The sequence below is a fragment of the Idiomarina solivarensis genome (assembly GCF_033052755.1).
In the GTDB taxonomy this organism is placed as follows: Bacteria; Pseudomonadota; Gammaproteobacteria; order Enterobacterales; family Alteromonadaceae; genus Idiomarina.
On the sequence record NZ_JAVFHZ010000001.1, the window covers coordinates 509,793 to 524,793 of the forward strand.

The following is a 15,001-nucleotide window of genomic DNA, read 5'->3' on the forward strand; positions in this document are numbered from 1 at the left end:
GTTCCAGCAGGATTATCTTAACCTCTATTGACGCATATCTTCGGTCTTTTTACGAGTCGCTTCAAATTCATTACCCGGAGCCCATTGCGGCCAGTCGCGTGAATTTGCTAACTCTTTGCCTATTGAATAGAAAACTGACATGTCCTGTTGAACACCGCGTAAATCCCAATTTTCATTATATTCATCGGCCGGCTTGTGATACGCATCACGGTTGAATATAGCACGCTGTTGTTCAGTCCATTCGCGACCTCTCTCTATATGATCATTGCCGCCTTTCGCATACAGCATTGGCACCCCTCTTTTCGCCAGATTAAAATGATCTGAACGATAGAATGAACCAACTTCTGGATTAGGCTCTGGTGCTATATAACGATCTTGGGCCTTTACGTAGCGTTTCAAGTACTTTTCCATAGTAGAGTTGCCATAACCGACCACAACCATGTCTTTCATCGGTCCGTAAACGTTCATTACATCCATATTAATTCCGCCTACCGCTTTGCCCAGTGGTAGCAAAGGGTGACTTGCATACCAGTCAGAACCCAATAAACCGCTCTCTTCGGCGCCTACAGCGGCAAAAACAATAGAACGCTCCGGCTGCGGGCCTTTGGCAAACTGCTCAGCCATCGCCATTAGAGCCGCAGTGCCCGACGCATTATCTTGCGCACCATTATAGATAGGATCATCTTCACGAACCGGGTCAGTACCCAGGTGATCGTGGTGAGCCATATAGATAACGTGCTCCTCGGGATACTTTGACCCCTCAATGTAGCCAATCACATTATTGGTATCTAAGTATTCAAACTTATTTTTAATTGTCAGTGAAGCCTTAATTCCTAATGGTTTTGGCTTAAATTCACCGCTTAATGCAAGCTCACGCATTTGTTCAAGGTCTTTACCAACCGCAGCAAATAATTCATTGGCGCTTTCTTTAGTCACCCAGCCTTCAACTGCCGCACGATCCATATTTTTATTTTCACGTTTTAAATCAAAACGCACCGGTGAACCTCCGGCTACAACGCCCCAGCCATAACCGGCTGGCTCCGTTTCATGCACGACAAAGGCCGCTTTTGCCCCTTGACGCGCGGCTTCTTCAAATTTGTACGTCCAGCGACCATAATAAGTCATGGCCTTACCGTTAAACAATTCAGAGTCTCCCGTCGCATAGCCGGGATCGTTAACCAGCATAACCACTGTTTTGCCTTCGACATCAAGTCCAGCGTAGTCATTCCAGTCATATTCAGGAGCCACAATTCCGTAACCAACAAAGACAACCTCACTACTATCAAGTTTAACTTCATCAACCACGCGTGGCGTCCAGGCCATCATCTCAGTACGATATTTCATTGGCTCGGGCGCTGCTTCACCGCCACTGAAAGTGAGAGAGCTGACTTTATAAGGCATCAATTTGACCAAAGGCACGGGTTGACGATAACTGTCATTTTCCTGATCGTAAGGTTTCAATCCCCATTCACGAAAGTGGTTCTCTATAAAACTGACCGTTTTCTCACCACCAGCAGACGCTGGCGCACGGCCACCAAATTCATCTGAAGACAAGGTTTTCAGATAGTCCCGGTAATTTGGGTTGAACGCTGAATCTTGTATATCCGCGACCGCTTTATCCGCCTCATTAGCAGACTTGTCTGCTGGCCCACAGGCAGTCAGAACACTTAGGCCTAAGGCCCCAATTATGACGTACTTCATGGTCTCTCCTATTTCATTTTAGGCATTGCGCACTGTATTTATTACAGACTGTTTTTATTTATTATCTTTGGACGCACAACTTCCCTGCTTAGCGACACTCAGTTGGTCGCCCATACGGACACTATGCTCAGCGAAGAAACCAGCATTTACTTCTAATACACTCCAGTAGTTTTCACCGGGAGAGTAGCTTCTGCATTCTCTTGGATCATCGCTGCGGCAAGGACGCATCGTAAAGGTTTTAACAATACGTCCCTGTTTATCAAGGTAAGCAATATCTAATGGAATTAATGTTTGATACATCCAGAATCCGCTGTAACCGGGACGCTCATAGGGATAACGAAACCACATGCCCTGATATTCCCCAAGCGACTCACGCTGCATTAATCCTCTGGCCTGTTGTTCTTGAGAATCAGCCAGTTCCACGGTTAATGGCTCCTGAATATTCCCCAGACACACTTGAGTTTTTTTGAATTCTTGAGGTTGTGGCACTTCCCATTCTTGTGCCACGCTACTCAGAGGTAACATACTGACTAAAATAAATAGCAGTCGGTAATTCATAATTTGGATCCCTGTAATAATCTCGCACTCTGATTCTGTCTTATCCAAAAGCAGATGGCAATTTAAACGTCAGCTAGAGCAAGACAGTTGTGAGACCTGTTCCTCTGCTGTTGGTGGCTTGGCCCATTGGCTTTTTCTCGCACGTTCGGAAAACGGGTTAAGCAACACATTAAGATAATCATTCAATAGAGAATAGTCTTCCTTTTCAGCCGCTGTAATAACTCGATGCGCATGGTGTGTTCTGACGATAACCCATGGGTTGACGTGCTGCATCACTTCAATGTCGGGTTTATTTTCAACCGCTTCGGTATATTCTCGCCACCAACTGTCGCCGTTTTGGGCTAATATGCCTTTAGGCTCTTGTGCTGTCACCGAATCAATCAGATCACGGAACGAGAGCTGATAATCCGCTTTATTCACTTCCAGTAAGCTAAGCCAGCCACCAATTAACGACATTCTCTTGTCTGCAGGCACTGATAACATGCCCAGTCGCTTTGTCATTAAGTTTAGGTAAGCTTTTCGCAGCTCTGGTTCGTAGCTCTCCTGTGCCGCTTCTAAATCATCAGCACTCACTAATGGGCTGATTGCCTGAGCCAGTCTTTTTAAGTTCCAAAGACCTATTCCAGGCTGCTGTAAAAATCCATAGCGGCCACCCGCATCGGTGTGATTAAAAATCCTTTCTGGTTCATAGTCATCCAAAAACGCGTAAGGACCAAAGTCAAAGGTCTCCCCCGCTAAACTCATATTGTCCGTATTCATAACGCCATGAATAAAACCATAGGCTTGCCAACTGGCTATCATTTCAGCCGTACTTTTAACCACCTGCGCAAACTGTTCTGAGATACTGGCATCGGCTAAATGGGGCCACGTCACTTCAATCGTGTCCTGCCATAGGCTCTTCATTGTGTCCTGTAATCCCCGGTGGAAGCAATGCTCAAAATGTCCGAAACGTACATGCGTTGCGGCCGTGCGAGCCAACATCGCTCCCGGCTCAACACGTTCCCGTTGTATTTTTCCTTCCGTTTTAATTAAGGCCAGCGCTCGTGTGGTGGGAATATTCAGCGCATTAAAGGCTTCGCTTGCCAGCAGTTCACGAATCGATGAGCGCAGAACGGCACGCCCATCAGCTCCCCGACTGTAAGGCGTTGGGCCTGCCCCTTTTATATGAATATCCTGTAATTTACCGTCAACCAACACCTGACCGAGTAATAGCCCACGACCGTCCCCTAAATAAGGATTAAAATGCCCAAACTGGTGGCCCGCGTATTTCTGCGCGACGGGTTCTGTGCCGGGCCAGGGTTCTAACCCGCCAATCCATTCGGACAAGTTGGTTGGAGGTTCCTCATCAGGAGACAATTCTGACCATAACGGCTTATTCAACCAAACAAGTTGAGCCTTACCGTCGGGCTTTATTGATTGCCTCGTTGTTATTTCAGGGAACTTACGGGCAAAACGGTTATCAAAAACTATTGGCATACATCCTCCTGCTAATTCAATTGTTACACAGTCAGCGGGGCTTGCATAATTCATAATAAATCAGCTAAGGTCGCAACGTTAGGCCATTGGCAGCAAAGGAAGCCGCATGCAATTGCACTCTTTACGACGCATCACGGCAATAGGTGGTGGTCATGGACTCGGTCGGGTTCTATCGACTTTGTCGTTTATGAAACATAAGCTCGTCGGTATTGTCGCAACCACGGATAACGGCGGCGCCACAGGGCTCTTGCGTGAATCTCAGCACTGCATCGCCTGGGGCGACATCCGTAATTGCCTGTCGCAACTGGTTGAACAACCCCTGGCTGCCGAAGTGTTAAATTACCGTTTTGACTGCACTTCTTCACTTCACGGCCACAACTTCGGGAACTTACTGCTTTATACACTGGATCAACTCAGTGCCCGCCCATTGGACGGCATACAGCTTCTCAGCCGTTTGTTAAATATCGATAACCGAATACTACCTATGTCCGAATGCCCTACCGATCTTATCGCCACGACCAGTGACGGTATTCAATGTCACGGTGAAATACGCATCGATAAATTACCAATGATGCCGCGCAAGCTTTCCCTATCGGGTACCGTAAAAGCAACACCGGAAGCGATACGACATATTCACAACAGTCAGCTTATTTTATTAGGTCCGGGAAGTTTTATGACGTCGGTCATGCCACCTTTGCTGGTCAATGGCATTCGGGACGCATTGCTGACGACTCAGGCAAAAGTCGTCTTTATCGATAATTTAATTGACGAGAATGGACCTGCGGGCAAGTTAAGCCTTGCTGACAAAGTTGCTTTTATTGAGGCGCAACTTGGCCAGCAGATTATCGATTTAGTGTTAAGCAATAAAGTCGAAAAAGGCTTGAAGCTCCCCGTCGTTGGTGGCCTGGAGAGCGATGACGATGTATTCTATCGGCATAACACCGATAACTTATTAGCAAAGCTCGACGAAGCCACTAAGCAGCTTTTAGTTGAAAGTGCTTAACCGCCATCAGCTGAAATGCGCGAAGCAACCGCACTGTGTTGATCGCGGTACTTCGCATCTTCGCGTTTGTTGTAAGGTCTGGCACACGGACCACTTAATTTTTCAAAACTAATAGCGCCTATCTTCATTCCTGCCCGCAGGGCTAACGGTAACTTCCCACTGTTATAAAACTCCAGAACAATTTGCCCTGACCAGCCAGGATCAATGCGGTGTGCAGTGACATGGACCATCAAGCCTAAGCGCGCGAGTGATGAGCGACCATCTAACCATCCGACCATATCGGCTGGCAACGTGATGGACTCATGGGTGACTGCTAACGCAAACTCTCCCGGGTGAATGAAAAAAGCCTGATCGTCTTTCAGCACAATTTCATCGCTCATTACTTCCTGAATTGCTTCTTCAATGGCCTCGCGTGAGCCGCTGATATCGATAAACGGTGCGGCATGGTCTTGCAGAACACGAAAATCATTACCTAAGTGAATATCCAGTGTAACGCCTGAGATGTTACTGGTCTTGGGTGCGGGTTCGACACCGATAATACCGTCTTTCAAATGTTGTTCTATTTCCGTGTCGTTTAGGCGCATTGTTCATCAATCTCCGTGTTGTCGTTTAAGACCTTAAGGCGAGTACTATAACGAATTTTCTTGCTGATAATAGAGGTTCGCCGCAACTTGTTGTGCTGAATTTAAAATAAGCTGACTTAGGGGGTGTTCTGGCTGTGCTAATAATAGTGGTGTCTCACCATCCAGACTTTCTCTTAAATCACTATTTAAAGGCCACTGACCCAGTAACGGTAATTTATGATTGCCGGCCATTGCTGCGCCACCATTTTTGCCGAATACCGGATCTTCATGTCCACAGGATGGGCACTGATAATAACTCATGTTCTCCAGTATACCCACCAGCGGAATGTTAAGCTTTTCAAACATGGCTATGCCTTTTTCAGCATCTTTAAGTGCCACAGTTTGCGGCGTTGTTACCACAACGGCACCAGTAACGGGCAATTTTTGCGCCATGGTCAGTTGAATATCCCCAGTACCAGGCGGCATATCCACAATGAGATAATCCAGTGCCGGCCAGGCAGTATCTTTATACAGTTGCTGCAACGCACCACTGGCCATAGGGCCACGCCAGATCGTTGCGTCTTTATCATCCACTAAATACCCAAGCGAATGCACGTGTAACCCATGTCGCTGCAACGGCTGCATTTTATTGTTCTTTGTCAGCTCCATTTCTGAATGACTTCCACCCAGCATGGTGGGAATAGACGGGCCGTAGATGTCCGCATCCAGCAAACCGACACTAGCCCCCATTTGAGACAAGGCTAACGCAAGGTTCACACTAACAGATGACTTCCCTACGCCACCTTTACCCGAGGACACCACAATGACGTTGCCCGTGGTTAATGGTAAATCGGGCTGTGAGTTTTTTAGTTTTTTCACCTGGCAGTTTAGCTGCCATTCAAACTGCCCTAATTCAGCATCGTCCTGAATAGCCCTCAACAAACTTTCTCCGGCCACAAAGGGCAAGTTTAATACCCGTTGCTTACCCGATCCCGTGACCCAGTCTTCGGGAATACCATTAGGCAATAAGGGGTGCGCAAAATCTTTCATAATCAACCTCGGGGATCTGTGTATCAGCCAACAGCTATGCTAACATGAGCACCATAATACTTTGGGATTTACATTCGATTATTCAACTAAACGGAAGCAGATTTTCGCATGAGCCAATCCGCACGTAAAATACTGGTTACTAATGCCTTACCATACGCCAACGGGCCTATCCATATCGGCCATATGTTAGGTTATATTCAGGCTGATATCTGGGTACGCTTTCAGAAGCTTCGTGGCAACGAATGCCATTTTGTCTGCGCCGATGATGCCCATGGCACCCCTATAATGCTTAAAGCTCAACAGCTTGGAATTACACCGGAACAAATGATTGGCGACATGCAACGCTCGCACGAAGCAGATTTCAGCGACTTCCGGGTTGGCTTTGACCACTACTACAGTACGCACAGTGATGAAAACCGGGAGCTGGCAGAAACCATCTACACGCGTCTTGATAAAGCCGGTCACATTAAGACTGAGGTAATTGAGCAATTGTACGATCCGCAAAAGGAGATGTTTCTCCCGGATCGCTTTGTCAAAGGTAACTGCCCAGATTGTGGTGCCGAAGACCAGTACGGTGATAACTGCGATGTCTGCGGTGCGACTTATGCACCAACCGATCTGAAAAACCCGAAATCCGTTGTTTCAGGAGCTGAGCCGGAATTACGCGAATCAGAACACTACTTTTTTGACCTTCCCGCTTTTGGCGACATGCTGAAAAGCTGGACGCGCTCTGGTTCATTGCAAAATGAAATGGCGAATAAGCTGAATGAGTGGTTCGAACAAGGCTTACAACGCTGGGATATATCCCGCGATGCGCCCTACTTTGGCTTTAAAATTCCGGGCACTGAAAACAAATATTTTTACGTTTGGCTAGATGCCCCGATTGGTTACATGAGTAGTTTTAAAAACTACTGTGAAACTACCGGCAAAGCAGACTGGGATACCTATTGGCAAGCGGGTAGCGAAGCGGAGCTTTATCACTTTATTGGTAAAGACATTATTTATTTCCACAGTCTCTTCTGGCCAGCGATGCTAAAAGGCGCTGATTTCCGTCAACCGACCAATGTCTGGGCGCACGGGTTCATTACCGTTAACGGCACCAAGATGTCTAAGTCCAAAGGGACATTCATCAAGGCTCGTACCTACCTTGAACATCTGAATCCAGAATATTTGCGCTACTACTTTGCAGCCAAGTTAACCAGCCGAATCGATGATCTTGATCTGAATCTGACAGACTTTGCCCAACGGGTAAACTCAGATTTGGTCGGTAAAGTGATTAATATAGCCAGCCGTTGTGCAGGCTTTATTCAGAAGAAATTCGACGGTAGGCTGTCTGCTTCTGTTGCTGACTCCGCCTTACTCGAAGACTTTCAGCTGGCCGGCGACAATATCGCAGACCTTTATGAAAAGCGTGAGTTCTCGCGTGCGATGCGCGACGTCATGGCATTAGCCGATCGGGCCAACCAGTACATAGCGGATAAAGAGCCGTGGCAGTTGATAAAAAACGAAGGCAGCGAACAGGAAGTTCACGAAATCTGCTCGTTGGGTATCAACCTGTTCCGGGTATTAATGGTTTATCTTGCACCGGTTGTACCCAAATTAACAGAAGACGTTCAGTACTTCTTAAACGATACGTTCACTTGGGAAAGCCATAAAACCGCTTTAACCAATCACCCAATTAATAAATTTAAAGCGCTGATGCAGCGCGTTGAAATGGACGATGTAAATGCCATGATTGACGCTTCAAAAGAAGAACAAATTTTGCAGGCTCCAGCTGTCGAAGCCAATGATGAGTTGAAGAAAGAACCCATTGCAGATGAAATCAGTTTTGATGATTTTGCAAAAGTCGACTTACGGGTCGCTTTAATTGCGAATGCAGAGCATGTTGAAGGCGCGGACAAACTGTTAAAGCTTACGCTGGATCTTGGGAGCGAAACTCGTCAGGTTTTTGCTGGTATTAAATCAGCATACGACCCTGAAACCTTAAAAGGCCAGTTAACTGTTATGGTTGCTAACCTGGCTCCGCGTAAAATGCGCTTTGGTTTATCAGAAGGTATGGTACTAGCGGCAGGTCCGGGTAAAGATGAAATTTACATTCTTAACCCACATGAGGGTGCAAAACCGGGCATGAGAATAATGTAATAAATAGGCTGTCAGTCCATTGAAACAATGCGACAGCCTAAAATAAAGTCGCCGCTGTTGTCGTTAAGTTGTTCGCTACGAACGACTTCAGCGGTCACGTTTAACGGCGCAACTGAGCCAGACGTGGCCACTTCAACAAGCAGAACTTCCCCAACGCCCGCCGCCGTGGGCAATTTTAAAGAAATACCTTCTGCACTTAAATCCAGACAAATACCATTTACTTGCTGCTTTCTGCCATTTTTGGTCAAAATAGCCGTTACGTTTGCATTAACAGCCATTCGCATGAAATGTCGGTTTTCTCGCGATTCCAGCATGTTGTCCTCATTTTTGTTTAGAAAATGTAAATTTCACTTCAGTTTTAGCACGCCCTGGCCGATAAAAAAACAGTATCGGATAACACGGAGCCGTCATCATGGTAGAAGCGAAATTTTCAATTGGCCAACTCATTACCCACAGTCTATACGGCTACCGTGGCGTTATTATTGATGCCGACCCCTGCTTTACGTTGTCTGACCGTTGGTACGATAAAATGGCGACATCAAAACCAGATAAAGATCAGCCCTGGTATCATATTCTAGTCAATAACTCGTCAATTCAAACCTATGTTAGTGAAAGCAGTTTAGCCGCTGACTTTTCCGAGCAAGAGATTCAACACCCCATGATTGACTTACTGTTTTCGGGAAAATCAGCCAGCCAGTACAAGTTATCAGAAAATCTAAACTAAATTTGCCGATGCCCGACGCTATGGTTACCATAGAATAAATTAGCGTCATGAGGGTAAGACAATGTCTGAAGAAACCATTTTCACTAAAATTATTAATCGCGATATCCCTGCAGATATTATCTACGAAGATGACCAAGCGCTTGCGTTTAAAGATGTTAACCCGCAAGCCCCTTTCCACTGTTTGATTATACCTAAAGAGCCTATTGCTACGGCTAACGACATTAACGAAAATAACTCAGCGGTGGTTGGCCATTTGTATGTTATCGCAGCGAAGTTAGCTGCTGAGCACAATTTCGCAGAGGATGGCTATAGACTGGTTATGAACTGCAACGAGTATGGTGGCCAAAGTGTGTATCATATTCACCTGCATGTGCTTGCTGGTAAACAAATGGGTTGGCCACCTTATACGGATAAACCAAAACAAGCTTAATCGATTATGGACGGTATCTGGCGTCTAGAATTCTATCGATGACCCAGCGGCCGTCCTCTTCAATAAGCACCACATCGCGACTGTCTTTTATACTATCGCCCTCGTAGGTACCTTCAAAAATAACCGTCGCTCTAAGCTCTCCTGAATTATTTAAATAATCCGTCATAGAGTCGCTGACTACTTCTATTTCGACCGTATCAAAGTAACGCCCGAGTAAATACCGTTGTACTGAACTGACCGCACCGTAATGACTGATTAAGTCAGCCATTCGGGTTGAAGACAGACGTTTCGCTTGCTCTAGATCCTCTTGTTCATATACGGAATGGTAAAATTGTTGAATAACGTCAGCGGGTTTTGCTTCTTCTAAATTGATTGGCTCTTCGCCGCTACACGCAGAAATTGCAACAGCTGCAATCGTCAGCAAAAGCACCTTTAAAACTCTTATCATAATTCGTTATTCTCCTTTAGCCACACCTTCACGGCGTGGGTCGGCACCACCCACTAAGGTACCGTCTGATTGAATGCTGATTCCGTGTAAACCGCTGTTTAAATCCATTACCCGTACGTCGTGCCCTCGCTTTTCCAGTTCCGTTTTCAGTTTGCTGATTTTCCGTCCTTTCTCTAGCGAGGTATAATTGTTCCGGTTGGTGACATGACCAAGATTAATTGATTCTTGCACATTAAGATTCCAGTCCAGCATGCCAATCACGCTTTGGGTCACATAATTAATGATACGGCTGCCGCCGGGAGAGCCAATGGCGTGCAGAACTCGCTCACCCTCTTCGTTCAACACGATGGTGGGAGCCATTGAACTACGTGGTCGCTTACCCGCTTCAACCCTATTAGCGAATTTTTCTTTACCATTGCCCGGCACTAGAGAAAAATCGGTCAATTGATTGTTTAGCAGAAAGCCGCCGACCATCACAGTGGAACCAAATCCCATCTCGATACTGGTCGTCATTGAAACCACATTACCCTCAGCATCAACAATTGACACATGGCTGGTGTTGGGTAACTCATAGGCTATATCCTGCTCGTATTCGGGTTGCAGCTGAACGCCAGGCTGAGCTTTGCCCATATCCTTTTCGGTAATTTTAGCCGCTCGGCTCGACAAATAAGATTGGTCCAACATAGCCGACACAGGAATATCAACGAAGTCCGGATCAGCAATCCATTGATTTCTGTCGGCAAAGGCTAAACGCGATGCTTGCGTAAACAAATGAGCGAACTGCTCTGAGTTTGGCTGCAACACACTAAAATCAAAGTTCTCCAATATTCCCAACGTTTGCAACAGGGTAATACCGCCGGAGCTGGGCGGACCCATTCCGCAAACCTGATATTGACGGTAGTCACTGCAGACAGGCTCGCGCAATTTGGCCTCATATTCACTTAAATCTTTCAGACTTAAAACGCCTGGTGCAATAGCGCTGTTCTGCACTGCTTCGACAATTTTCTCTGCTAGCGGGCCAGTATAAAAGGCTTCCGCCCCTTGCTCTGCAATCAGACTCAAACTATCGGCGTAGTCCGGATTTTTTAGCACGTTACCAACTTGCAGGGCCTTGCCATTTGGGAAAAAATAGTCACTTGTCACCGGCATTTTCTTAACACCCGGGTTAATCTCCAACTGAACCAACTTAGCCAGCCTTGGAGTCACTTCGAAGCCGTTTTCTGACAGTGCAATAGCGTCCTTGAAAAGGGAAGACCATTCAGCCTCACCCCAGCGTTCATGAGCAAGCTCCAGCCCTTTAAGAACCCCGGGAGTACCAACCGAGCGTCCGCCAACCACCGCATCAATCCATTCAGGTGCATTACCACTTTCATCAAGAAATAGTGTCTCAGTGGCCGCCAGCGGAGCTGTTTCGCGGGCATCAATAGTATAAAGCTTGTTTTTCTCGTTATCCCAATACAAGATAAAAGCCCCGCCTCCAATACCGGATGACTGAGGTTCAACCAAGCCGAGCATCGCCTGCACTGCTATGGCTGCATCAATGGCCGATCCCCCTTGCTTTAATACCTCATAGCCGGCGTCAACGGCATGCGGATTAGCCGCTGCAACCATAAACTTCTCTGCAGTTACCGCTGTCTTTTCAGCAAAACCTGTCGCCGCTTCAGGTTCGCGAACTTCTCGCTCGGCAACGGGTGAGCATGCTGACAACACACTTGCTGCTATTAGTGTAGGGAGCCAGAACTTCATAAGGCCTCATTCATATTAGGTGCGATTTCCCCTATCATACGAACCAGAAACCAATGACGCAATGAAAAGGAACAGTAAATGGAGAGGTTTAACCGATACTGGACCGGGCTTATCCTGGTTCTAATGCTTTCGGTCTTTTTGCAGCTAATGACTGAATGGCACTCATTACTCACATTTAATTCAAACAGTGTGATGCAAGAAGGTTGGCCCCTTATTACAACCCATTTTATTCATTTAGACTGGTGGCATGCCTTTTTTAATTATTCTGGTTTAGCGCTCATCGTTGTCATCTGGCGTGAGTACTGGAGTGCTCGCTGGCTAGCCAACGCCCTACTTATCAGCGGCGTAGCCACGTCCGTTATACTTTGGGCTATTCCGGTCAATTTAAGTTTTGTGGGGCTATCCGGGGTCTTGCACGGGCTACTTGGCTATTGTCTGATTAAAGATATTCGCTCAGGAAGAAAGTGGATGTGGCTTATATTGGCTGCACTTGTCGCTAAAGTGGTTAGTGAATTACTGGGCTGGCAACCGGATCATTTTGTCGGCCAACATGTCAGCTATATCCATGCGGCAGGCTTAGTCAGTTCGTTATTGCTGTATAAACTGGAACGGCGCCGGATTAGCGACGCCGTTCCTCGTAACCAGTAAAATCGACCGGTTTATTTCAGATTTTCTTCAAACAATTTGAAAATTCGACGGTATTCGTTCAGCCAGCTTTCTGGCTGACGGAAACCGTGCGGCTCCACTGGGTATATCGCGGTTTCCCAGTTTTCCTTCTTCAGCTCTATAAGACGCTGAACCAACCGAACACTGTCCTGGAAGAAAACATTGTCATCCACCATAGGTGAATTGATAAGTAGTGCGTCTTCCAAACCTTTTGCAAAGTAAATAGGCGAACTACGACGATAGGCAATCGCATCGTCCTGCGGTAAATTTAGAATGTTCGACGTATAGCCTGTGTTGTAGTGTGCCCAGTCGGTTACCGGACGCAAAGCCGAGCCAGCTTCAAATAGGCCTGGCTCTTTAAATAACGCCATGAACGTCAGGAAGCCACCGTAAGAGCCTCCATAGGTTCCCAGTCTGTCACCATCGACATTCAAATTACTTTGCAGGTAGCCCGTTACATCCACTAAGTCTTCAACTTCCGGGGTGCCCATTTGACGGTAAATCGCTGTACGCCAGTCACGTCCATAACCTTTTGAACCTCTGTAGTCCAAGTCTGCAACAACATACCCATGTTTATTCAGCAGGCTATGAAACATAAACTCACGGAAGTAACCCGACCAGCCCATATGAGCATTTTGCAAATACCCGGCACCGTGAATGAAAACAACGGCAGGGTATTCTTCTGCGCGGTTTTCATCAAAGCCTTCTGGCTTATAGATACGAGTATAAATAGGCTCTTGAACGTGAGATGAATCAACTGCGACAATTTCAGGAGCCGTCCAGTCAATACTCAGAAACTTCTCAGAAACTGTGTGTGTGACACGTTTTGCGGCTTCCGTAGAATCTACCGTTTTATAGTAAAGTTCAGGCGGCATTAGCGGTTTTGAATGCGTAAGAACCAGTTGATCATCTTCAGAATTCAAATCAAACGTGGTGATGCCATTAAGATCGGTCAAGCTTTCAGGTTTGCCTGTTCCGTCGGTTTTAACCCGGTAAATTTCATAAATTCCCGGATGTTCAATATTTGCCTGAAAATACAAATATTCTCCATCACTGCTCATTTCAGCCGACTCTACAACATACTCGCCGTCGGTTAACTGACGGGTGCTGTCATTAATGGCTCTGGCGTATAACTGAGAATAACCATCAGCCTCGGACATAAACCACAGCTCTTCGTTGTTTAACCAGCCGAAGCTGTTATGCGTGTAGTTTATCCACGCGTCATCGTGCAAACGGTCCTGAGAAACCAGCTTTTTACCCGCCATATCAACCGTGGCGATCCAGCGGTCTTTATTGTCCCAGGCTTCCAGCATAACAGCAACTTCAGAGCCGGAATCGTTCCACTGAATCGCGCCGTTTTCCCAACCCCAGTCACTCATTAAATGAATAGCACGAGGTTTCTCTTCTGATTCATAACTCTCACCACGCGCTTCGTGGTTTTCACGTTTTACGTCTGCCAAAACATCTTCATTCCAGCCGGGTAACGTATTGTAAGTCAATGTTGTATCAGCATGCGCATTTAAGTCGAGCAGAACAAGCTGATGCTCTTTCGGTTTCGCGTCAGCCACTCGACGGCGTACTCTTTCGCTGGTAACACGGCCATCTTCATTAATATAATCCGGCATAATATCGCCTTCATCGCGCCACCCTTCAGGTTCATTAATGGCAACCAGCAAATAGTCGCCTGTTGGCGATAATTTAGCCTGAACCAATTCCTTTTTCTTATCTAAGTAAAAAGGCTGAGGCGCTAACGAGGGGTTTTGATTCTGCAGTTGCTGTTGATAATCAAACTGCTGTTTGGCTGCCCTACGTTCTTTCTGAACGTATTCAATGAGTTTTTGTTCTTCTTCAGCCAGGTAGTCTTTTGCTTCTTCATTAGCCTTAGGTGCTTCTTCAAATTTAATTGAGGCAACTTGTTGTGTCAGTCCAGTTTTTACATCGACACGGTAAAAGTCATTGCCCTGTTGATAGGTCAAACTGCCATCCACCATTGCTTGCAAGTTATGCTGATTTTCATCGTCTCGCGTTAATTGCACCACATCGCCATTTCCGAAACGAACAAAAACATTGCCCTTGTAGGTGTATGCAAGCCAGTTCCCTGCCACTGATGACTCTTTTTCATCAGCCGCGTATAAATGCATGTCCGAAAGAGGAACTTTTTGCGGTTCTCCCGTAGCATTTTTAATGATCATTAAATCGCGAATTTGGCTGGCTTCACGTTTTTGTTCAAACAGAATGTGTTGACCATCCGGGCTCCAAAAGGCATTTTCTGGAAAACGCCCCATCCAGTCAGGGTCAGCCATAATTTGTTCTAGAGTCAACTCAGCTGTTCCTTGAGCACTGGCAAGAGAGTTGGCTTGTAGAGTGGGAGTGGTTTTCTGCGTGTCGGCATTAGTAGTATTCTGAGGAGAGGTCGATGCGCAAGAAGCGACAAACAGTGCCGCTCCAATGGCCATCACCAGACGTGATTTCACCATGTTATTATTCCTTTTAG

General features: G+C 46.5%; 14 protein-coding genes. 5 read left to right on the forward strand and 9 right to left on the reverse strand.

Annotation, left to right across the window (positions count from 1 at the left end; translation table 11 throughout):
• Window positions 1–24 precede the first annotated feature (24 nt).
• The 3 genes from RBK99_RS02450 to RBK99_RS02460 form a co-directional block, all read right to left on the reverse strand.
• The gene (locus RBK99_RS02450; protein ID WP_317503051.1) at window positions 25–1,701 is read right to left on the reverse strand and encodes a M28 family metallopeptidase; all 1,677 of its coding nucleotides are present in this window, start codon (window positions 1,699–1,701) and stop codon (window positions 25–27) included.
• A 54-nt stretch (window positions 1,702–1,755) separates the two neighbouring features.
• Window positions 1,756–2,259, reverse strand: a complete 504-nt coding sequence (locus RBK99_RS02455; RefSeq protein WP_317503052.1) for a DUF192 domain-containing protein — start codon at window positions 2,257–2,259, stop codon at window positions 1,756–1,758.
• A gap of 69 nt (window positions 2,260–2,328) precedes the next feature.
• On the reverse strand, window positions 2,329–3,735 hold the full coding sequence (locus RBK99_RS02460; RefSeq protein ID WP_317503053.1) for a protein adenylyltransferase SelO: 1,407 nt from the start codon (window positions 3,733–3,735) through the stop codon (window positions 2,329–2,331).
• Window positions 3,736–3,841: 106 nt separating this feature from the next.
• Between RBK99_RS02460 and RBK99_RS02465 the strand changes: the two genes are divergently transcribed.
• A complete protein-coding gene (locus RBK99_RS02465; RefSeq protein ID WP_317503054.1) occupies window positions 3,842–4,738 on the forward strand; it encodes a gluconeogenesis factor YvcK family protein in 897 nt (298 codons plus the stop codon).
• On the opposite strand, the gene dcd is transcribed toward RBK99_RS02465, so the two are convergent.
• Complete coding sequence (gene dcd / locus RBK99_RS02470; RefSeq protein ID WP_317503055.1) at window positions 4,735–5,322, reverse strand: dCTP deaminase; 588 nt, start codon at window positions 5,320–5,322, stop codon at window positions 4,735–4,737. The genes RBK99_RS02465 and dcd overlap by 4 nt on opposite strands.
• Before the next feature lie 45 nt (window positions 5,323–5,367).
• The gene (gene apbC, locus RBK99_RS02475) at window positions 5,368–6,351 is read right to left on the reverse strand and encodes an iron-sulfur cluster carrier protein ApbC (RefSeq protein ID WP_317503056.1); all 984 of its coding nucleotides are present in this window, start codon (window positions 6,349–6,351) and stop codon (window positions 5,368–5,370) included.
• Window positions 6,352–6,459: 108 nt separating this feature from the next.
• Here apbC and metG point away from each other — a divergent pair, with 108 nt between their 5' ends.
• The gene (metG, locus tag RBK99_RS02480) at window positions 6,460–8,493 is read left to right on the forward strand and encodes a methionine--tRNA ligase (RefSeq protein WP_317503057.1); all 2,034 of its coding nucleotides are present in this window, start codon (window positions 6,460–6,462) and stop codon (window positions 8,491–8,493) included.
• 11 nt (window positions 8,494–8,504) lie between these two features.
• Here the strand turns inward: metG and RBK99_RS02485 are convergent, their stop codons facing one another.
• Window positions 8,505–8,807: a PilZ domain-containing protein gene (locus RBK99_RS02485; protein ID WP_317503058.1), complete on the reverse strand. Its 303-nt coding sequence runs from the start codon at window positions 8,805–8,807 to the stop codon at window positions 8,505–8,507.
• 98 nt (window positions 8,808–8,905) lie between these two features.
• Between RBK99_RS02485 and hspQ the strand changes: the two genes are divergently transcribed.
• Both hspQ and RBK99_RS02495 read left to right on the forward strand, forming a co-directional pair.
• Entirely contained in the window at window positions 8,906–9,217 is a 312-nt protein-coding gene (gene hspQ, locus RBK99_RS02490) for a heat shock protein HspQ (protein WP_317503059.1), read from the forward strand.
• Window positions 9,218–9,278: 61 nt separating this feature from the next.
• Entirely contained in the window at window positions 9,279–9,647 is a 369-nt protein-coding gene (locus RBK99_RS02495) for a histidine triad nucleotide-binding protein (protein WP_317503060.1), read from the forward strand.
• 4 nt (window positions 9,648–9,651) lie between these two features.
• Here the strand turns inward: RBK99_RS02495 and RBK99_RS02500 are convergent, their stop codons facing one another.
• Entirely contained in the window at window positions 9,652–10,095 is a 444-nt protein-coding gene (locus RBK99_RS02500; RefSeq protein WP_317503061.1) for a hypothetical protein, read from the reverse strand.
• Window positions 10,096–10,101: 6 nt separating this feature from the next.
• Complete coding sequence (gene ggt, locus RBK99_RS02505) at window positions 10,102–11,841, reverse strand: gamma-glutamyltransferase (RefSeq protein ID WP_317503062.1); 1,740 nt, start codon at window positions 11,839–11,841, stop codon at window positions 10,102–10,104.
• A 78-nt stretch (window positions 11,842–11,919) separates the two neighbouring features.
• On the opposite strand from ggt, the gene rrtA reads away from it, so the two are divergent.
• Window positions 11,920–12,489, forward strand: coding sequence for a rhombosortase (rrtA, locus tag RBK99_RS02510; RefSeq protein WP_317503063.1), 570 nt, complete (start codon window positions 11,920–11,922; stop codon window positions 12,487–12,489).
• Between the two features lie 11 nt (window positions 12,490–12,500).
• Here rrtA and RBK99_RS02515 read toward each other — a convergent pair whose 3' ends face one another.
• Window positions 12,501–14,984, reverse strand: coding sequence for a S9 family peptidase (locus RBK99_RS02515; RefSeq protein WP_317503064.1), 2,484 nt, complete (start codon window positions 14,982–14,984; stop codon window positions 12,501–12,503).
• Between the last annotated feature and the right edge of the window lie 17 nt (window positions 14,985–15,001).